This is a genomic window from Streptococcus sp. 27098_8_113 (assembly GCF_041432545.1).
Classification (GTDB): Bacteria; Bacillota; Bacilli; order Lactobacillales; family Streptococcaceae; genus Streptococcus.
Genome location: NZ_JAPVZU010000011.1, coordinates 1 through 18,428, shown reverse-complemented (window position 1 = coordinate 18,428; position 18,428 = coordinate 1). Strand labels below are relative to the sequence as shown.

The window sequence follows — 18,428 nt, the reverse complement described above, 5'->3', positions numbered from 1 at the left end:
CTCCTACTTATCTATTCGCAGGGAATCAAAAAAAAGTTACAGAAATTTGTAACTTTTCTCAGAAATTTTTTACTTTTTATGAACCATGAAACCTGTCGCCTGTTGATTGGCCATAATGCTCATATCTGTAATCTGAACACGACGGGGCTGACTGGTCACATAAACAACCGTGTCTGCGATATCCTGAGCTTGCAAGGCCTCAATTCCCTGATAGACCGTCGCCGCCCTCTCTTTATCACCGTGGAAACGTACTCTAGAAAAATCTGTTTCGACAATTCCAGGCTGAATAGTTGTCACCTTGATGTCCGTTGCGATGGTATCAATTCGCAGTCCATCTGAAAAAGTCTTAACTGCTGCCTTGGTGGCTGAATAGACAGCTGCACCTGCATAGGCATAGATTCCTGCGGTTGATCCCATGTTGATAATATGACCTTGATTGGCTGCTACCATAGAAGGCAAGAAACAGCGAGTGACTGCCATCAAACCTTTGACATTGGTATCCAACATGGTCAGCATATCCAATTCTTCATAGTCTTGATAGGGAGCCAAGCCAAGAGCTAGTCCAGCGTTATTGACCAAAATATCAATCTGCCTTATCGTTTCCAAAATATCGGAGCAGACAGTCTTGACCATAGCCATATCCGTGACATCAAGTGGAAAAGTCCAAACTGTTTGATTTGGATAGGTTACTGCAAACTCTGATTTGAGGGCTTCCAGTCTGTCTGTCCGTCGCCCTGTTAGAACGACATTCTCCCCCTGCTCCAGATAAGCTCGCGCAATGGCTTCACCGATTCCAGATGTCGCTCCTGTAATCACTACATTTTTTGCCATCTTATCCCCCTCTATCTGGTCTATCAAATACTGACAATTTCCTAGGCAGTCCAGTGTTTGGCTGGGTCAAATGGAGTTCCGACAACTTGGTCTTCTGATAATTCAATAACCCCACGTTTTTGCGGCGCATTTGGCAACTGGAGCTCCCGTGGGCTGCACATCATACCAAAACTCTTTTCGCCGCGGAGTTCTCCTGGAAAGATGAGATTGCCCTTCGGCATCATAGCACCAGGCAAGGCCACGATTGTCTTGAGGCCGACACGAGCATTTGGAGCACCAGCCACGATTTGAACCGTCTTATCGGCTGCCACCTGCACTTGACAAATGTTGAGGTGGTCACTGTCAGGGTGGGCTACCATCTCAAGGATTTCCCCCACAACAAACTTAGGATCACGGTCGTTAACCAGCTCAGCTGGGAAGCCTTCTTTGGTCAATTCTTGATTGAGAGTCGCAACCTGCTCATCCGTCAGCTGAACTTGTCCGCGCTCTGCAATTTCAAAAAGGTCTGACAGTTCAAAAATGTTCCATGCCACTGTCAGTCCATTATCTTCGCGGTAAACACGCGCAACATTTCCCTTGCGCTCAGCAGCCAACTTAGCTCCCTGATCATCAGCAGCGATGACCATCAGAACATCTCCAACATGCTCTTTGTTGTATGTAAAAATCATTTCTTCCTCCAAAAATACTTTAAATCTTCTTACAAATTTGCTAAAAAATCATTGATTTGACTCTTGGTCTTGCGGTCGCGATTGACATAGCGACCAATCTCTCGACCATCTTCCACGACAACCAGACTAGGAATTCCGTAAACGTCCCATTTTTGGGCCACAGCCATATACTGATCCCGATCCACCTCGACAAAGGTAAAGTCAGGATTTTCAGCTTCTATCTCTGGCAGAAAAGGCTTGATGAAGCGACAATCTCCACACCAATCTGCTGTGAAAAAGAAGACAGTCTTCCCCTTATGATCCACATAAGAAGCCAGCTCCTCCATACTTTGCGGCCGAATCATCACTCTTCCTCGTAGGTCAGCTGACCATTCTCATAGACGAAGGTGAAATGGCGGTCGTCTTCTAGGACAACCCCTCCAACTGTACGGCTGTCGCTTGATTCATAAAGTGCTACATAGACCGTTGCAATCGGTCCTCGGCTGGCAAAAAATTCCCGCACGACCTGAACAATTTCTTCTCTATTACGCAGCCTTTTCTGCTCCTGCACAAGCTTGGCAGCTCCAAAGGCCACGGCTCCCGCTCCCAAAAGAGCGGTTGTCGTTAAAATGATTTTTTTAGCTTTCATGTAGAATATTTTAACACAAAAGCGCAGAGGCGACAAACAATATTACAGATTTCTCAGCTTCTTTTAGTTCATCCTGTTCTTCCCTCTAAAAAAGTGATAAAATAGAATCAGAAAGAAGGTAAACTTATGTCTGATTTATTTTCAAAAATCAAGGAAGTGACTGAGCTCTCAGCAATCTCCGGTCACGAGGCACCTGTCCGCAGCTATCTGCGCGAAAAAATCACTCCTCACGTTGATGAGGTCGTTACTGACGGCCTAGGCGGTATCTTCGGGGTTCGGCATTCTCAAGCTGAAAATGCTCCCCGCGTTCTGGTTGCGGCTCACATGGACGAGGTTGGCTTCATGGTCAGCGAGATCAAGCCCGACGGGACTTTCCGTGTAGTGGAAATCGGCGGCTGGAATCCGTTGGTCGTGAGCAGCCAACGCTTCAAACTCTTCACCCGCGAAGGCCGAGAAATCCCTGTCATCTCAGGCTCTGTCCCTCCTCATCTGACACGCGGTTCTGGCGGACCAGTTATGCCACAGGTTGCGGACATTGTCTTTGACGGCGGCTTTGCGGACAAGGCAGAAGCTGAAAGCTACGGCATCCGTCCAGGAGACACGATCGTGCCAGACAGCTCTGCCATTCTCACAGCTAACGGTAAAAATGTCATCTCTAAAGCCTGGGACAACCGCTACGGCGTCCTTATGGTCAGCGAATTGGCCCAAGCCTTATCTGGTCAAGAACTAGGGAACCAACTCTATGTCGGTGCCAATGTCCAAGAAGAGGTTGGCCTGCGTGGTGCCCATGCTTCAACGACAAAATTTGCTCCTGAGGTCTTCCTAGCTGTGGACTGCTCCCCAGCTGGTGACATCTACGGCGGCCAAGGTGCCATCGGTGATGGAACGTTGATTCGCTTCTTTGATCCCGGTCATCTCATGCTGCCAGCCATGAAGGACTTCCTCTTGACAACTGCTGAGGAAGCTGGCATCAAGTATCAATACTACTGCGGCAAGGGCGGAACGGATGCTGGTGCTGCCCATCTCCAAAGCGGTGGCGTACCATCTACCACCATTGGTGTCTGCGCCCGCTACATTCATTCCCACCAAACTCTCTATGCCATGGACGATTTCCTGCAAGCCCAAGCCTTCCTGCAAGCGCTGGTCAAAAAGCTGGATCGCTCAACCGTGGACACGATTACCAACTACTGATTTCGAGAAGCAGCCCGTTCTTCATTCGGGCTGCTATCTATTTTATATAATATACTCTCTTTTAATTTTCCAACTTGAAGAAATTTTGTTATAATGCTTACCAGAGGTGAAACTATACATGAAAAAAATTGCTTTTGATTCAGAAAAATACTTAAACCTACAGCGCGACCATATCTTGGAGCGCATTAATCAATTTGAGGGCAAATTGTACATGGAATTCGGCGGTAAAATGCTGGAAGACTTCCATGCTGCCCGCGTCCTGCCAGGTTATGAGCCGGACAATAAAATTAGACTGCTCAAAGAGCTCAAGGACCAAGTCGAGATTGTCATTGCTATCAATGCCAACAATATTGAGCACTCGAAAGCGCGTGGAGACTTGGGCATTTCCTATGACCAAGAAGTTCTGCGCCTAATCGATACCTTTAATGAGCTGGATATTTATGTGGGCTCAGTGGTCATCACCCAGTATGCCGGCCAGCCAGCAGCCGATCTCTTCCGAGCTCAGCTAGAAAAGAATGGAATTGACTCCTATATCCACTATCCAATCAAGGGCTATCCTACTGATATGGACCATATCATCTCGCCCGAAGGCATGGGCAAAAACGACTATATCAAAACCAGCCGTAATCTGGTCGTAGTGACCGCACCTGGTCCTGGTTCTGGTAAATTGGCTACTTGCTTGTCCAACATGTACCACGACCAAATCAATGGCATCAAGTCAGGCTATGCCAAATTTGAAACCTTCCCAGTTTGGAATCTGCCCCTGCACCATCCAGTCAATTTAGCTTATGAGGCAGCGACAGCAGACCTGGACGATGTCAACATGATTGATCCTTTCCACCTGCAAACCTACGGCGAAACCACTGTCAACTACAACCGTGATATCGAAATTTTCCCAGTCCTTAAGCGTATGCTGGAGCGCATCCTAGGCAAATCACCTTATGCTTCTCCAACAGACATGGGCGTCAACATGGTCGGCTTTGCCATTGTAGACAATGACGCTGCTATAGAGGCTTCTCAACAGGAAATCATCCGCCGCTACTACCAGACGATTCTAGACTTCAAGGCGGAGCGCGTTTCAGAATCTGCTATCAAGAAAATCGAACTCTTGATGAATGACTTGGGCATCACACCGCTGGATCGTAAAGTAACCGTTGCTGCGCGTGCCAAGGCTGAAAGCACTGGTGAGCCAGCTCTGGCTCTGGAATTGCCAAATGGCGAAATCGTAACCGGTAAGACCTCTGAGCTCTTTGGCCCTACGGCTGCTGTATTGATTAATGCCATTAAGAAATTAGCCAATATTGCCAAAGAGACCAAGCTGATTGAGCCCGAGTACGTTAAACCAATCCAAGGTCTGAAAATCAATCATTTGGGCAGCCGTAATCCGCGCCTTCACTCAAATGAAATCTTAATGGCCCTGGCAATCACAGCCATGGAAAATCAAGACGCTGCACAAGCCATGCAAGAGCTTGGAAATCTCAAGGGCAGCGAAGCTCATTCAACCGTAATGCTGACAGATGAAGACAAAAATGTTCTGCGCAAACTCGGCATCCATGTAACTATGGATCCTGTTCATCAGTATGATCGACTTTATAGAAAATAAAAACAAGCTCTGTTAAAAGCTTGTTGAGAAAGCTGGCCCTGCCAGCTTTTTTTGTTAATAGCGCTTGGATAGGAGAAAACGCAAGAGATAGTAAAGTCCCAAAACTAGGATAATGGTCAAAGTCAGAAACTGATTGAGATTCAAAATGATAGGAAAAATCATAGACAGAAGGCTCAGTCCTGCCGCCAGCAGCAAAAGGATATCAAAGAGCAGAGTGCGAGTCTTTTCGTCAATCATCCGATTGCGTTCATCCGTCACCTGAATGTAGAGCCTATTAAAGGCTTCCTCCCGTTTCAAGGCAAGATTATAACGCAGAACCATCAAAGAAATCCCTAGCAGCAGACCAACCATGATGCCTTCCTGTAAATCATCCAGAGAATGAATGTAGCTCCATCCCAACCCCAGCCAGAGGACTAAAATCAGGATGCGACCCATGATCACTTTCCTTTGAAGTTTTTTTCGAAATTCTTGTTTCGTTAGTATTCCATATCAACCTCCTATTTTTCATACGCTTGAAAAATTTTCAAGATCACCACAATCAATATAATCCCCACAGAAGGCATCCCATGGAGCCAAGATCTGCTTCTCGACAGTTTCTTGAGTCACAGTGTTTTCAATCAAGACAGATTTTATTTTTCCTTCTACTGAAAAATTTTGTTTTTCATTGGACAAATTAGCCACGACTAGGAAGCGACGGTCACCGTCCTTACGGATATAAGCAAAGACCTTATCAGCCGTATCGAGTAATTCAAAATCAGCACGAATCAACCAGCTGTTTTCCTTACGGATCTGGATGAGTTTCTGATAGGTATAGAAAATAGAATCTGGGTTTGCCAGTGCTTCTTGAACGTTGATTTCTTGATGGTTTGGATTCACTGCCAACCAAGGTTGACCTGTTGAGAAACCAGCGTTTTTGCTCTCATCCCATTGCATTGGGGTACGGGCATTGTCACGTCCAATAACACGGATACTGTCCATGATTTCTTCCATCGGAACGCCTTTTTCAAGAGCCTCACGCGCATAGTTGAGGGATTCAATATCTTCTACTTGATCCAGTGTTTCAAACGGATAGTTGGTCATCCCAATTTCCTCACCTTGGTAGATATAAGGAGTTCCTCTCATGAGATGAAGCAAGATGGCAAAGGCTTTGGCAGATTTTTCTCGGTATTCTTGGTCATTTCCCCAGATAGAGACAATACGAGGAAGGTCATGGTTGTTCCAGAAGAGGGAATTCCAGCCATCCTCAACTCCTAACTCTGTCTGCCATTTGTTGAAGATTTCTTTCAACTTACTGATATTCAGCTCTTTTTGATAGTGCCACTTAGGTTGCCCTTCCTGATACTGAAGACAAATATGTTCAAATTGGAAAACCATAGACAATTCTTGACCCTTCGGATCAGAGTAGAGCTTGGCAATTTCTGGTGTTGCCCCCCATGTTTCCCCTACTGTCAAGAGATCCTTATCCCCAAAAGTCGCCTGATTCATCTCTTTGAGATAGGGATGGAGCATGGGACCGTTATTGACTACCTTCTCATCAGGAATCTTGCCAATCATGTCGATGACATCCATACGGAAACCGCCAATGCCTTTATCAATCCAAAAGTTCATCATCTCATAAATTTTCTGGCGAAGTTTTTCATTTTCCCAGTTGAGATCAGGCTGTTTCTTGCTGAAAAAGTGGAGATAGTATTGACCCGACTTTTCATCGTATTCCCAAGCAGATCCACTAAAGATGGAATCCAAATCGTTGGGCTCATCCCGCCAGATATAGTAGTCTCGCTCAGGGCTGTCAGGATTTTCACAGGCCTCTACAAACCAGGCATGCTCATCCGAGGTATGATTGACCACCAAGTCCATGATGATACGAATATCACGCTTCTTAGCTTCTGCGATCAGTTCATCCATATCCTCCATGGTCCCGAAAATACCAGCAATCGCTTGATAATCAGCAATATCATAACCATTATCATCCATAGGACTGTCATAAACGGGAGAAAGCCAAATCGCTGTAATCCCTAGCTTAGCTAGATAGTCTAACTTACTCGTAATTCCTGGCAAATCACCAATTCCATCTCCATTACTATCCATAAAACTCTTAGGATAGACTTGATAGACTACGGCATTATGCCACCATTTTTCTTGCATCTGTTTACCTCATTATTTTAATAATCTATAGTCTATGATAGCGCTTTTTAAAACTTCTTGCAAGCGTTTGCTTAATCTTTTTAATTTCTTTTTTAGCTCCGTAGTTTCCTAACTTCCAATTTTTTATTATAATAGAGGTCAGAGGTAAAAAAATGAAAAAACAAGCTTTTAGTTCTGAACAATATTTGAATCTACAACGCGACCACATTTTGGAGCGCATTAACCAATTTGACGGCAAGCTTTACCTAGAGTTTGGCGGCAAAATGTTAGAAGATTTCCACGCTGCTCGTGTACTTCCTGGTTATGAGCCTGATAATAAAATCAAGCTCTTGCAAGAATTGAAAGAGCAGGTTGAGGTTGTTATCGCCATTAATGCTAGCAATATCGAGCATTCCAAAGCACGAGGTGACTTGGGCATTTCCTATGACCAAGAAGTTCTTCGTTTGATTGATAAATTCAATGAATTGGGGATTTTTGTTGGCTCCGTTGTTATCACGCAATACGCTGGTCAACCTGCTGCAGATGCCTTCCGCAACCAGCTTGAGAAAAATGGAATTGATTCTTATCTTCATTATCCAATCAAAGGCTACCCAACGGATATGGATCACATCATTTCTCCAGAAGGAATGGGGAAAAACGACTACATCAAAACCAGTCGCAAGTTAATCGTCGTAACGGCTCCTGGACCTGGTTCTGGGAAATTGGCAACCTGTGTATCCAATATGTACCACGACCAAATCAACGGTATCAAGTCTGGCTACGCTAAATTTGAAACTTTCCCAGTCTGGAACCTGCCCCTTCATCATCCAGTCAACTTGGCCTACGAGGCTGCTACAGCAGACCTAGATGATGTCAACATGATTGACCCCTTCCACCTTCAAACCTACGGAGAAACCACTGTCAACTACAACCGTGATATCGAAATTTTCCCAGTGCTCAAGCGCATGTTAGAACGTATTCTAGGTGAATCTCCATACGCTTCACCGACAGACATGGGTGTCAACATGGTTGGTTTTGCTATTACAGATAATGAAGCCGCTATCGAAGCATCTAAGCAAGAAATCATCCGTCGTTACTATCAAACCGTTCTTGATTTCAAAGCTGAAAAAGTTGGAGAAACTGCTGTCAAGAAGATTGAACTTCTCATGAACGACCTCGGTATCACACCTGCAGACCGTAAAGTTGCTGTCGCAGCACGTCAAAAGGCTGAAGAAACTGGCGGACCTGCCCTAGCTCTCGAATTACCATCTGGTGACATTGTCACTGGCAAAAACTCAGAACTCTTTGGCCCAACAGCCGCTGCCTTGATCAATGCCATCAAGAAATCCGCTACGATTGACAAGGAAGTGAAACTAATTGAGCCTGAAGTTGTCAAACCAATTCAAGGTCTTAAAATCAATCATCTAGGTAGTCGCAATCCGCGCCTGCACTCAAATGAAATCCTGATTGCTCTTGCCATCACAGCTATGGAAAATCCTGATGCTGCTCGTGCCATGGAAGAACTTGGCAACCTCAAAGGAAGCGAAGCCCACTCAACCATCATCTTGACAGACGAAGACAAGAACGTCCTTCGTAAACTAGGTATCAACGTGACCTTTGACCCTTACTACCAATACGATCGCTTGTATCGCAAATAAATGAACAAGGCTGGGCAAAAACTCAATCTGAGGGAAAATCCAGTAAATCTTTACACGATAAAAGATAAAACGCATAATATCAAGGGTTTTTGAACACTTGGTATTATGCGTTTTATGATTTTTTCCAACCTCACTTATTTCAATGAAATTGTCAACTCAACACAGGCTCCCCCTTGGTCTGGATTGAGCAGGGTCAGACGACCACCGTGCAAGAGAGCTACCTGCTTAGAAAAGGCTAAGCCGATACCATGATGGGGATTAGCTGAATTGCGGCTTTGATCACTCTGGTAAAAGAGCCGTTCTGCTCCCAGCAACATCTCCTCTGAAAATGAAGGGCCGTTGTTCCAGATCGCAAAAACCAACTGGTCCTGTTGTAATGATACCGTTAGCTTGACTTCCTTTTGATCCTGGTCTGCATGTTCAAGCGCATTCAGTAAAATATTGAGCAAAGCCCGTTTGAGATAGTCCAAATGAATCGACAAAATCAGACTAAGATCACAATCTTCTTGGAGATAAAAATGATGGCTTTCCTGTTTGCTGAACAGTGCCCAGTCGTCCTGTAACTCAGCCAAAAAGGTCTCTAAGGAAAGCTGACTGAACTGATTAGCATCAATCTGAAAAGTCTTAGCGTAATCAATCAAAGAGCCACAATACTCTTCCATCTTGTGACTAGCCTGCAAAATCTCAGCAGCATAGTCTGCCTGTGGCTGGTCCAACTGCGTCAACTCCAAGAGCTCAGCATTCCCCTTAATCACAGTTAGGGGCGTTTTCAAATCGTGCGATGTCGCTGATAGCTGTAAAATCAACTCCTGATTATGCTGCTGCTCTTTTTCTAGAAGACGAGCATTTTCTTGGTGGCTGCTCCGTAAATCGCTATAAACTTCTAACATTTCCTCGATCCGAAAAAGCTGGCTTTGATTTTCTTCTAAAAGCTTCTCGCTCGTTAACATTTTTATTTCCCTGTCGATTTTTCGGAGCAATTTCAAAATATTATAAAAAGTAATCAGCAACAAGCTCCCTGCCCAAAAGAACAAGGTAAAAAGAACGTGATCACTTCCTTGCGTAAATTCATAGCCTATAAGCACAAAAATCAAAACATGGAAAAAGACGATTTTTAAACTGCTTGTCCAGACTAGGCTTTTGAAATTTCGGGTTCTAATTGCCATCTATAGCCTACTCCTCTCACTGTTGCGATTGCTTGCAGCCCTTCTTGTTTGCATTTTTGACGAATTTGATATACGTATTCTGAGATGGAGCGAAGCTGTGTTTCTGAGCTTTCTGGGTAAAGCAAGGTATGCAGGCGTTCAGCTGAAAAGGTCTGTTTGGGATTGCTAGCTAATAAATGCAGTAACTTAAACTCTCGCTCTGAAAATTTCAGGACTTTACCAAAACGGGCAACTTCATAGCGCTCTGGATAAAATTGACAAGAAGCAATTTCAGAATAGCGCTCCTCACGCCTTTCTTCACGCCGAAGATGAGCTCTGACACGCGCCAGCAATTCTTTAGTCCCAAAAGGCTTAACAATATAGTCATCTGCTCCGCGAAAGAGCCCTTCCACCTTGTCCGCCTCCAACTCCTTAGCCGTCAGAAAGATGATTGGACATGAAAGATGAGGACGAATGTAGGAACACAGCTCAAAACCATTAACAGGCTCCATCATCACATCCAGTAGAATCAAGTCATATCCGACAAAATGCGTCAGTTCTAGGTCTTCTATCCGATCAAGTGTCTTCACATCATAAGCATCGAGCTCTAGGACGTTTTTCACCAGCTTCAAAATGCTTTGGTCGTCATCAACCACCAAAATACGATACTGTCTCATATTTTCCATTATAGCATACCTCTAGCGAACATCTCGTTTCAAGGTTAAGAATATAGCAGAGCTCCAAATCAAAGCTAGCCAGAATAGCTGTATCCCCAGCCCTGATAGATCTATTGAATGCTGAAGTCCTTCATACTCAAAAAGATTTAGCGTAGCCAGATCGGGCAGGTATTTTGCTTCTTTGATGAAAGTTGCCAATAAACGACTGAGGCCAATCAAGAGAGGAAAGAGCACCGACACCGGCACAACCCAAGATTGAAATAGCAAAGCGAGGCCGGCAGTTAAAAAAGCCAGAAAAAGATTGCTGAGAAGACCAAAAGAGCTGTAATAGAGGAATTTCCCTAGTAAGGACCAGCTAAAGCTTAGGTCAAAACGAGCCAGCATAACAAGGAAACAGCTGCCTACCATGACACTGTAGAGAACTATGAGCAGCAAGACCAGAAAAAGGAATTTCCCAGCCAACCAAGCCTTTCTATTTGATACGGTTAGAAAATTCGTTCGCATCCCAGACTTGACAAACTCCTGGGCAAAATAGAGGGAAGTAAAGATGACGATGACAGGCTGCGCCAGATAGAGGGCATGCAAAGCCTCGCTCAGAGCCTTTGTCTGGCCAACTGCTGTCTGACTATAGTCAAGATTCATCAGAAAAAAAGGAACGACTACCAGAGCCACCAAGGCGGCACCAAGAGCGAGATAGTAAGAACGGAACTTAATCCATTCACTTCTAAGCAGAGCTTTTATCATCAGTAGCGCCCTCCTAAATCCGTCTTCAAAAAGCGCAGAGAAGTCATGCCGCCGATGATTAGTATCCATGCGCCAAGTATCAACAGCCCTTGCAAGGGATTGGTGACATATTGGGAAGTTGGCGTTGCAGCAAATAACTCTCCTGCTGGCTGTGGCAAATAAGCTCCCCAACTCGTGTGAGCAGCTAGGTAGTTTCCTAAATTATAGATTTGGGGTACGAGAAAAAGCAGAGGAACTAGCATGGTCCGAGCCAATAAACCTAACAAAAATGAAAGGATTCCTAATAAGGTTAGAGATAAGGTTTTCCACAAAATCAAACTCCAAGCTGCCTGATTGAGCAAAATCGGATCAAGCCCTTCCTTTCCTAAAGCCAGATGCATGACCATATAACTAAAGTAGATTGATAAAAAGCTACTGGCAAGAGAAAAGCAAGCAAAGGTCATGAGTTTCCCCACAAGCAACTTCAGGCGGTTATTACAGGTCAAAAGACTGGTTCTCAAGCTATGAGACTGAAATTCCATAGCTCCCAAAATTCCAGCTAAGATGACCAAAACCATGCCTGCCATAGAGGCACCATTGAGGCCTAGATATTCCAGCGGGTCAATGGCTTCTGCCAGACCGGGAACCGTCTCAGGTGTGGCATCCAAGCCGACAGATAAATACTGTCGCCCCTCCAGCCAGGATACAGCAGGCACCAATAGCAGCATGAAGGCCATACTCACTTTAAAAGCCTTGGTTGAGCAAATTTTCAACCATTCTGAATGCAATAAAGACATCGTTTCTTTCATTTTAAACCTCCTCTGTCAAATCAAAGAAGAGATCTTCTAGGCTGTCTGAATCTTGCAACACCTCTTCCAATTGTCCCTGCTTAATAATGCGCCCATGATGAATCAAGACAACATCATCTGTCACCATTTGCACCTCTGATAGGATATGAGAAGATAGAAGTACCGTTTTCCCTAAATCAGCCTGCTGACGGATGAACTTTCTAAACCACTTGATCCCACTTGGATCTAGTCCATTAGTCGGCTCATCTAATATAAGAAACTGAGGATCACCCAGCAAAGCTGCTGCCAAACCCAAGCGTTGACCTTCCCCTAGAGACAGGCTTGACAAGAGGTCCTTCCTCTTATGAGCGATTCCAGTCATCTCCAAAACCTCATCAATCCGAGACTTGGGAATGGCATTACTCGCCGCAATAATCCTCAAGTGGTCATAGACCTTTCGATTTGGCAGACCGCCAATGCCGTCAAAGGCTGCACCTACCGTTCTGAGCGGATAAGTCATTGACTGATAGGTTTGCCCATCAAAAGTCGCAGTTCCAGACGTCGCCCGATCCAATCCCAAGAGAATCCTCAAGGTCGAACTTTTACCAGCACCATTCGGGCCCAGAAAAGCTGTAATCCGACCACTTCTAGCTGTAAAAGAAATATCTTTTAAAATCTGCTTACTGCCATGTTTTTTGCAGACACCTTCTATTTTCACCATATGTTCCATACTGAACTCCTTTTGTTTTTTCTTTAGTATACAGGGGCAAGTTCAGAGAAAGTTCAGACAATAAAAAAACTTGCCTCGCGACAAGTTTCTTTTCTCATTTTTCAACTGCATCCCAGAGCTGGCGGATGCTTTTTTTCTGCACGGGATCGACAAAGTGTGGCGCGATTTCCACCAGAGATTGCAAGACAAAAGCTCGCTCAGCCACATAAGGATGAGGAACAATCAAATCTGGACTGTATATCTCTTCTTGTCCTATGTAAAGGATATCCAGATCAATCACACGCGGTCCCCATTTGATCTCCCGCACGCGCCCTAAATCCGCTTCGATAGCTAAGAGCGTCTGCATCAGCTCCTCTGGATTGAGCCAGGTTTCAACTTCAACAACTTGATTGAGAAACGGATCCTGCTCAACGCCACCCCAAGGCTCTGTCTGGATACGGCTTGATGCCTGCAAAACTCTTATATTTTGCTCTGCTATTTTTTCCAAAGCCGCATCTAGATTGGCAGCTGGGCTGCCCTGATTGCTGCCCAGAGCGATAAAGACCTTCCGCTTTTGGTGCACTAGCTTGACTGAGCAGGTCTCTAAAGGCAACGGCACTGGTGCCCAAGGCTTTTTGACCTCCAAGCTGACCTTCTGTACTAAAGGGTGAGTCAGAAAAATCCGATCAATCAGCTTGTAAGCCAGCGTCTCAATCAAGTCTTCCTTGCTTTCCTGACACCAGTGGGTCAAATCCTGAGCTAATTCTCCATAGTGGATAGAAGCTGTCAGGTCGCCTGTTTTTGCAGCCCGAGTCATATCATAGTCCAAAATCAGATCCAGCACAAAACGCTGGCCCAATTCCTTCTCTGCTCCAAACAGACCGTGATAGGCATACACTTCCAAATCCTTAATGCGCAGCTGATCCATTCTCTTATCCTTTCTGATTCAAGTTTCTGCATTTCGTCCTTAATAAAACTATTTGGCCTTTCCTAACATGCTTCACCACTGATAAGATCAATGCCCCATCAATTTGTAAGCTTCATTTTTTAGGTCCTTATCCGTCGCTAAAACGCCACGCGCCGCTGTAGTAACTGTTGCAGTGCCAGGCTTTCTGACTCCACGCATATTCATACACATATGCTCAGCTTCCACCCAGACCAGGGCCCCTTGAGCACCCAGATAATCCATCAAGGCCTCAGCAATCTCTACGGTCAATCGCTCTTGAATCTGCGGTTTCTTGGCATAGACCTCTACTGTTCGGGCCAACTTGGACAGGCCTGCTACCCGCCCATTAGGCACATAGGCGATGTGAACCTTCCCGTAAAATGGCAGGAAGTGATGCTCACACATGGAATGAAAGAAAATATCCTTCTCCACTACCATATTATTGTCAATGATTTCAAAAGACTTGGCCAGATGCTCCTCAGCAGTCTCGCCTAGCCCAGCAAAGATTTCTTGGTACATTTTAGCAATGCGCTGTGGCGTCTCCAGCAAACCTTCGCGGCTTCCGTCTTCTCCAACCGCCTCAATAATCTGGGCAACAGCTGCTTCAATTTTCTTCGTGTCCATATTCACTCCTAGATTCTTTTTCTTTGTCAATGATATAGGCCCTGACCTGAGCCAAAAAATAAAGGGAGCCCGTAATCAGCAAGAGCTCATCGGTCCCATGCTCAGCTTTCAAATAAGCCTCTAAAAATCCCTGCCAATCAGCATAGTTCAATCCCTGCTCGCAAGCCAGCGCCTCCATTTTCTCTTTGGAAAAGCTCCGTGGATCTGCAAAATTGGTCAAAATTAGCTGACTCTTAGGCACCTGCTTGAGCTGACCCACCATTTCCTCCAGAGACTTGGTCTGGATACAGCTGAAAAGGATTTTCTTATCCAAGTCTGGATAATGCTGGCTCAAGGTCCTCGCCAACCTCTCCATGGCATGTAGATTGTGGGCGCCATCAAGCAAAATACGAGGCTGGTGCGAAATCTGCTCCATCCGACCCGGCCAACTGGTCGCCACTAAAGCCGCGCCAACTTGCTCTTTTGTTAACAGCGGTAGCTGCTTGCTCTGACAATAGAGGTCACAGAGCTCAATCGCCAAACCAGCATTATCTACCTGATGCTGCCCCAGCAGAGGCGTCAGGTAAGGCTCCGCCTCCCGATAGGCATTGGAAAAGCTAAAATGCTCTCCTGATTCAGTCCCGCCCAAGCTCTGCACTTGATAAGACTGCCCATAAACATAGTTAGGCGCTTGCTTTTGATGAGCCTTATCCTCAATGACCACTAGAGCTTCTGGCTCAATCCGTCCAGTCACCAAGGGCACATTTGGCTTGATAATTCCCGCCTTCTGCTCGGCAATTGCTGCCAGAGAATGCCCCAGCAGAGCCACATGATCTAGGCCAATAGTCGTAATGGCTGTCAGATCAGGTCGGCAGACATTGGTACTGTCCAAGAGGCCGCCCATGCCGACCTCCATAATGGCCACATCGACCCGCTCCTGAGCCAAATAATCATAGGCCAAAGCCGTCATGATTTCAAACTCAGTCACTCCCTGCAAAACCTCATCATTCGCTTGCTCTTCAAAGAGAGCTCGATAAGTCTCTAGAAGGCGCGACAAATCTTGATTGGGAATAGACCGACCATTGATGGCGATTTGTTCATTGTAGCTGATCAGATAGGGAGAGGTAAAGGTTCCTACACGCAGGCCTTGCATTTCCAAGAGTTGACGCAGGTGGGCAATGGTTGAGCCCTTCCCGTTGGTCCCCCCTATATGAATCACTGACAGCTGCAAATGAGGATTTCCCCGCAGCGCCAGCATCCGCTCCATCCGCTCCAAGCCAAAATTAGGACTATCCGTCCGATAGGCTTCCAGCCAGCTTAAATCTGGCAATTCTTCTTTTGTCATAGTCACTTATACTGCCGTAAATTTAGATCTTCCATTTTCTGAGCCAGTCGAATGGCATCGCCAATCTCGGCTGCCATCCGGTGGACTCCCACATCATGCACTCGGACAGCCTCAACGCCTTGACTAGCTGCAATGCTGGTCAAATGAGCTGAGGCCAGGTCTCTGTTTTGAAAGCCAGCTTCCGTCTCTGGGTCGGTCTCAAAACCATTTTCCTCCAAGATATTGACCAAAAAGCGTTTGCGAGAGACACCCAGAAAAATGGGAAAGCCAGCCCGATGAATGCTATTCAGTTCCTGTAAGAGCAAGAGATTTTCCCGCTTGGTCAAACCAAAACCAATCCCTGGATCCAGCATGATTTGCTCCTTCTCCAACCCAGCTTTCTCAGCTCTTGCCAGTGTTTTTTCAAAAAATGCCCACATGAGCGCCTGAATATCCAGCTGCTCAAAATTTGCTAATTCTGACTCCGTAAAAGCAGGCCCAAAGCCAAAAGTCGGAAAGATTTTCGAGCTAGCATGTTGGGGCCGAGCCATGACTGGGTTGAACATGGCAATAACTGGTGCTCCAGCCTTGGCAGCCACAACTGCCATTCTCTCATCACCCAAGAGTCCTGTGATGTCATTGATGATATTGGCTCCAGCGGCCAAAGCTGCTTCTGCAACTGGTGCCTTCCAAGTATCCACAGAAATGAGGATATCACTCTCCCGACGAAGAGCCTTAATGACCGGCACCACTCGCTCTATCTCGGACTCTATTTCCACAAAATGGCTGCCCGGACGAGTCGACTCTCCACCGATATCCAGCAGGTGAGCTCCCTGAGCTATCATCTTGCGCGCCTGCTCCAGAGCCTTTTCCACCGTATCATATCTGCCCCCATCCGAAAAGGAATCTGGAGTAACATTGAGAATCCCGCAAAGGGCCGTCTTGCCATCTGGTGCAAGCTGTCTTAGATTCATCGTATTTCCTTTCCTCTTGCCACTTCTGCCTTTCAACAAAAAAGGCACACTCATCTAGTGTACCGCAAAGCCAACAGCAGATGCAGCATCAGTTTTACAAACTGCACTTGATCTTACAAGCAGCCCTCTCAGGCTCTTGTGTCATCTATCATTTTACCACAATTCCACTATTTAAGAAAACACTTTTTACAAACAGAAGGGCAAAAGGAGGATTAGAATCAGATTTCGCAGAAGATGAGCCAGCAGGGACAATTCCAGAGATCCAACCCAAGCTTTCAAGACTTGGACAAAAGCCATGCCTAAACTTAGATAAATTAGAAAACAAGATGATTCTCCGGGATTTCTCAGGAAAGCAAAGAGAGTGATTCCCAAAGCAAAAGCCAAACTTTTCCCATATTTCATCTGCCTATTTTGGTCAACCTGCGGCGACAAAGCCAGCAAGTCCATGCCAAGTAGCAGCAAGGAGGAAGCCAAAAAACTGTCTGAAACTAGCTGCTGCAAGGGTGCTTGCACCAAACCCGCCTGACCGCAAAGAAGAACAAGGCCTGCTGCATTGCTTGCAATCATCAAAAAGTAGAGGTGGCGCAAGTGTGGAAATCGCTTGGAAGCACGCAGCTCTATCTTAAAATCCCGCCACTCACGAGAAAAGTAAGAGGCGTACCCAAAAAGAATGATCAAAAACAGAGAGATAAGGAACAGACTAGGCCTTGATAAAACCAAGCGGTTGCTCATTGGCTGAACCAAAAGCAACAAACCCGATTGAAGTAGCATAACTACTAATAAGATTTGGATAGATTTTTGAAATTTGAGACGCATATTTTTCACTCCCTAAAGCTAAGATACAATTCTCATTATAAAGCAAAAGATTTGCCCTGTTGGCTCGCTGCCCTAAAAAGTCACTTTTTATCCCTGAAATGTCAAAAAAGAGATCAAGCTGACCTCTTCATCCATTAATCACCTATGCTTAGCCTTGTGCGGCAATCATCACTAGAATAGCAATAGCATTCCGCAACATATGGGCTAAAATTCCCATTTCCAAACGCTTAGTCTGGTGAACCACCAAAGCTAGAACGCCCCCCATACCAGCATAAAGGATAAAACTACCAATATTGGTCGGACCGTGGAAAAAACCAAAAAGGATAGAACCAACCACCAAACCAATCAACTCATGCTGGGGAAATAGCTTTTTAGGAATCAAACCACGGAAAAGAATTTCTTCCAAAATTGGCGCTGAAAAAATAGCTCCCACAACAAGCAAAATAACGGGCGTACTCTGAAACAAGTTCTGCAAAGCAGTTTGATTAGCGGTCATTCCTGAAAGTTGCCCCTCTAGAACCATAATAATCGCAGCAAAAATACTAACTCCGAAAGTTATCAGATAGGATAATACCAGCCAAATCACTGATTTTAAATTAAAAAAGCTAAAATCAAGGGTCAGTAAGCCTTCTTTTTTGGCCATTCGCAGAGCATAAAAAATAATCAGAAAATAAACCATCAGGACAAGCAAGGTGTAGCCTATTGAAAAACTTTGATCTCGACCTTTGTAAAACTGGATCAGCACAAAAGGAACTTGAGTCTGTACGGCTAAAAACAAAGCCAGTAAACTATATTCTACTTTTTGCAAAAAAATTTTCATTTTTTCCTCCTTTTACTTAGTATAGCGAATTTTTCCCTTCCTGTACAGCTAAGAGCCATGTAAAATCAAAAAATGTGCCATCATACTCACTAGGAAGCTCCTTCCCTCAGCTTTTGATTCAGTCTAGTAACAAAAAAGAGCTCTAAATTTCGATTCTTATTATACCTTTACCAATGCAGTACACCTAGCAAAAAAGAGAG

The 18,428-nt window shown here is 45.2% G+C and carries 20 protein-coding genes; 3 read left to right on the top strand and 17 right to left on the bottom strand.

Annotated elements, in window-relative coordinates; translation table 11 throughout:
- Positions 1-69: 69 nt before the first annotated feature.
- The 4 genes from O3644_RS07200 to O3644_RS07185 are packed head-to-tail and all read right to left on the bottom strand — an operon-like array spanning position 70 to position 2,127.
- Positions 70-831, bottom strand: a complete 762-nt coding sequence (locus tag O3644_RS07200; RefSeq protein WP_371595375.1) for an SDR family NAD(P)-dependent oxidoreductase — start codon at positions 829-831, stop codon at positions 70-72.
- 41 nt (positions 832-872) lie between these two features.
- The gene (ytpR, locus tag O3644_RS07195; protein ID WP_371595374.1) at positions 873-1,499 is read right to left on the bottom strand and encodes a YtpR family tRNA-binding protein; all 627 of its coding nucleotides are present in this window, start codon (positions 1,497-1,499) and stop codon (positions 873-875) included.
- Between the two features lie 29 nt (positions 1,500-1,528).
- A complete protein-coding gene (locus tag O3644_RS07190; RefSeq protein WP_313963275.1) occupies positions 1,529-1,843 on the bottom strand; it encodes a thioredoxin family protein in 315 nt (104 codons plus the stop codon).
- Positions 1,843-2,127: a DUF4651 domain-containing protein gene (locus O3644_RS07185; protein WP_311163875.1), complete on the bottom strand. Its 285-nt coding sequence runs from the start codon at positions 2,125-2,127 to the stop codon at positions 1,843-1,845. The genes O3644_RS07190 and O3644_RS07185 overlap by 1 nt, the downstream gene beginning before the upstream one ends.
- Before the next feature lie 126 nt (positions 2,128-2,253).
- Here O3644_RS07185 and pepA point away from each other — a divergent pair, with 126 nt between their 5' ends.
- Positions 2,254-3,318: a glutamyl aminopeptidase gene (pepA, locus tag O3644_RS07180; protein ID WP_371595373.1), complete on the top strand. Its 1,065-nt coding sequence runs from the start codon at positions 2,254-2,256 to the stop codon at positions 3,316-3,318.
- Between the two features lie 118 nt (positions 3,319-3,436).
- Entirely contained in the window at positions 3,437-4,921 is a 1,485-nt protein-coding gene (locus O3644_RS07175; protein WP_371595372.1) for a DUF1846 domain-containing protein, read from the top strand.
- 54 nt (positions 4,922-4,975) lie between these two features.
- On the opposite strand, the gene O3644_RS07170 is transcribed toward O3644_RS07175, so the two are convergent.
- Positions 4,976-5,356, bottom strand: coding sequence for a hypothetical protein (locus tag O3644_RS07170; protein WP_371595371.1), 381 nt, complete (start codon positions 5,354-5,356; stop codon positions 4,976-4,978).
- A 69-nt stretch (positions 5,357-5,425) separates the two neighbouring features.
- A complete protein-coding gene (locus O3644_RS07165; protein ID WP_371595369.1) occupies positions 5,426-7,066 on the bottom strand; it encodes an alpha-glucosidase in 1,641 nt (546 codons plus the stop codon).
- A gap of 152 nt (positions 7,067-7,218) precedes the next feature.
- Here O3644_RS07165 and O3644_RS07160 point away from each other — a divergent pair, with 152 nt between their 5' ends.
- Positions 7,219-8,703, top strand: a complete 1,485-nt coding sequence (locus tag O3644_RS07160; protein WP_371595368.1) for a DUF1846 domain-containing protein — start codon at positions 7,219-7,221, stop codon at positions 8,701-8,703.
- A gap of 134 nt (positions 8,704-8,837) precedes the next feature.
- Here O3644_RS07160 and O3644_RS07155 read toward each other — a convergent pair whose 3' ends face one another.
- From O3644_RS07155 to O3644_RS07105, 11 genes are all read right to left on the bottom strand, one after another.
- Positions 8,838-9,869 (bottom strand): sensor histidine kinase, encoded by a 1,032-nt coding sequence (locus O3644_RS07155; RefSeq protein ID WP_371595367.1) that lies wholly within the window; start codon positions 9,867-9,869, stop codon positions 8,838-8,840.
- The gene (locus O3644_RS07150) at positions 9,836-10,534 is read right to left on the bottom strand and encodes a response regulator transcription factor (RefSeq protein ID WP_371595366.1); all 699 of its coding nucleotides are present in this window, start codon (positions 10,532-10,534) and stop codon (positions 9,836-9,838) included. Before O3644_RS07150 ends, O3644_RS07155 begins: the two co-directional genes overlap by 34 nt.
- Positions 10,535-10,546: 12 nt before the next feature.
- Complete coding sequence (locus O3644_RS07145) at positions 10,547-11,269, bottom strand: lantibiotic ABC transporter permease (RefSeq protein ID WP_148888942.1); 723 nt, start codon at positions 11,267-11,269, stop codon at positions 10,547-10,549.
- Positions 11,269-12,057 carry a lantibiotic ABC transporter permease gene (locus O3644_RS07140; RefSeq protein WP_148888943.1) on the bottom strand — a complete coding sequence of 263 codons (789 nt, stop codon included), beginning with the start codon at positions 12,055-12,057 and terminating at the stop codon, positions 11,269-11,271. Before O3644_RS07140 ends, O3644_RS07145 begins: the two co-directional genes overlap by 1 nt.
- Before the next feature lies 1 nt (position 12,058).
- Entirely contained in the window at positions 12,059-12,766 is a 708-nt protein-coding gene (locus tag O3644_RS07135) for an ABC transporter ATP-binding protein (RefSeq protein WP_371595365.1), read from the bottom strand.
- Positions 12,767-12,860: 94 nt separating this feature from the next.
- The gene (gene folK / locus O3644_RS07130; RefSeq protein ID WP_371595364.1) at positions 12,861-13,673 is read right to left on the bottom strand and encodes a 2-amino-4-hydroxy-6-hydroxymethyldihydropteridine diphosphokinase; all 813 of its coding nucleotides are present in this window, start codon (positions 13,671-13,673) and stop codon (positions 12,861-12,863) included.
- A gap of 87 nt (positions 13,674-13,760) precedes the next feature.
- Positions 13,761-14,315, bottom strand: coding sequence for a GTP cyclohydrolase I FolE (gene folE, locus O3644_RS07125; protein WP_002903579.1), 555 nt, complete (start codon positions 14,313-14,315; stop codon positions 13,761-13,763).
- Positions 14,296-15,639, bottom strand: coding sequence for a folylpolyglutamate synthase/dihydrofolate synthase family protein (locus tag O3644_RS07120; protein WP_371595363.1), 1,344 nt, complete (start codon positions 15,637-15,639; stop codon positions 14,296-14,298). Before O3644_RS07120 ends, folE begins: the two co-directional genes overlap by 20 nt.
- Positions 15,640-15,641: 2 nt before the next feature.
- Positions 15,642-16,592, bottom strand: a complete 951-nt coding sequence (gene folP / locus O3644_RS07115; RefSeq protein ID WP_371595362.1) for a dihydropteroate synthase — start codon at positions 16,590-16,592, stop codon at positions 15,642-15,644.
- A 186-nt stretch (positions 16,593-16,778) separates the two neighbouring features.
- A complete protein-coding gene (locus O3644_RS07110) occupies positions 16,779-17,408 on the bottom strand; it encodes a hypothetical protein (protein ID WP_371595361.1) in 630 nt (209 codons plus the stop codon).
- Positions 17,409-17,556: 148 nt separating this feature from the next.
- The gene (locus tag O3644_RS07105) at positions 17,557-18,228 is read right to left on the bottom strand and encodes a lysostaphin resistance A-like protein (protein WP_371595360.1); all 672 of its coding nucleotides are present in this window, start codon (positions 18,226-18,228) and stop codon (positions 17,557-17,559) included.
- Positions 18,229-18,428 lie beyond the last annotated feature (200 nt).

Coding starts and splice junctions, on each gene's coding strand:
- ytpR (WP_371595374.1), bottom strand. CDS start 1,499: ATGATTTTTACATACAACAAAGAGCATGTTGGAGATGTTCTGATGGTC.
- folK (WP_371595364.1), bottom strand. CDS start 13,673: ATGGATCAGCTGCGCATTAAGGATTTGGAAGTGTATGCCTATCACGGT.
- O3644_RS07165 (WP_371595369.1), bottom strand. CDS start 7,066: ATGCAAGAAAAATGGTGGCATAATGCCGTAGTCTATCAAGTCTATCCT.
- O3644_RS07175 (WP_371595372.1), top strand. CDS start 3,437: ATGAAAAAAATTGCTTTTGATTCAGAAAAATACTTAAACCTACAGCGC.
- O3644_RS07145 (WP_148888942.1), bottom strand. CDS start 11,269: ATGATAAAAGCTCTGCTTAGAAGTGAATGGATTAAGTTCCGTTCTTAC.
- folP (WP_371595362.1), bottom strand. CDS start 16,592: ATGAATCTAAGACAGCTTGCACCAGATGGCAAGACGGCCCTTTGCGGG.
- folE (WP_002903579.1), bottom strand. CDS start 14,315: ATGGACACGAAGAAAATTGAAGCAGCTGTTGCCCAGATTATTGAGGCG.
- O3644_RS07200 (WP_371595375.1), bottom strand. CDS start 831: ATGGCAAAAAATGTAGTGATTACAGGAGCGACATCTGGAATCGGTGAA.
- O3644_RS07135 (WP_371595365.1), bottom strand. CDS start 12,766: ATGGAACATATGGTGAAAATAGAAGGTGTCTGCAAAAAACATGGCAGT.
- O3644_RS07155 (WP_371595367.1), bottom strand. CDS start 9,869: ATGGCAATTAGAACCCGAAATTTCAAAAGCCTAGTCTGGACAAGCAGT.
- O3644_RS07120 (WP_371595363.1), bottom strand. CDS start 15,639: ATGACAAAAGAAGAATTGCCAGATTTAAGCTGGCTGGAAGCCTATCGG.
- O3644_RS07190 (WP_313963275.1), bottom strand. CDS start 1,843: ATGATTCGGCCGCAAAGTATGGAGGAGCTGGCTTCTTATGTGGATCAT.
- pepA (WP_371595373.1), top strand. CDS start 2,254: ATGTCTGATTTATTTTCAAAAATCAAGGAAGTGACTGAGCTCTCAGCA.
- O3644_RS07110 (WP_371595361.1), bottom strand. CDS start 17,408: ATGCGTCTCAAATTTCAAAAATCTATCCAAATCTTATTAGTAGTTATG.
- O3644_RS07160 (WP_371595368.1), top strand. CDS start 7,219: ATGAAAAAACAAGCTTTTAGTTCTGAACAATATTTGAATCTACAACGC.
- O3644_RS07185 (WP_311163875.1), bottom strand. CDS start 2,127: ATGAAAGCTAAAAAAATCATTTTAACGACAACCGCTCTTTTGGGAGCG.
- O3644_RS07150 (WP_371595366.1), bottom strand. CDS start 10,534: ATGGAAAATATGAGACAGTATCGTATTTTGGTGGTTGATGACGACCAA.
- O3644_RS07170 (WP_371595371.1), bottom strand. CDS start 5,356: ATGGGTCGCATCCTGATTTTAGTCCTCTGGCTGGGGTTGGGATGGAGC.
- O3644_RS07105 (WP_371595360.1), bottom strand. CDS start 18,228: ATGAAAATTTTTTTGCAAAAAGTAGAATATAGTTTACTGGCTTTGTTT.
- O3644_RS07140 (WP_148888943.1), bottom strand. CDS start 12,057: ATGAAAGAAACGATGTCTTTATTGCATTCAGAATGGTTGAAAATTTGC.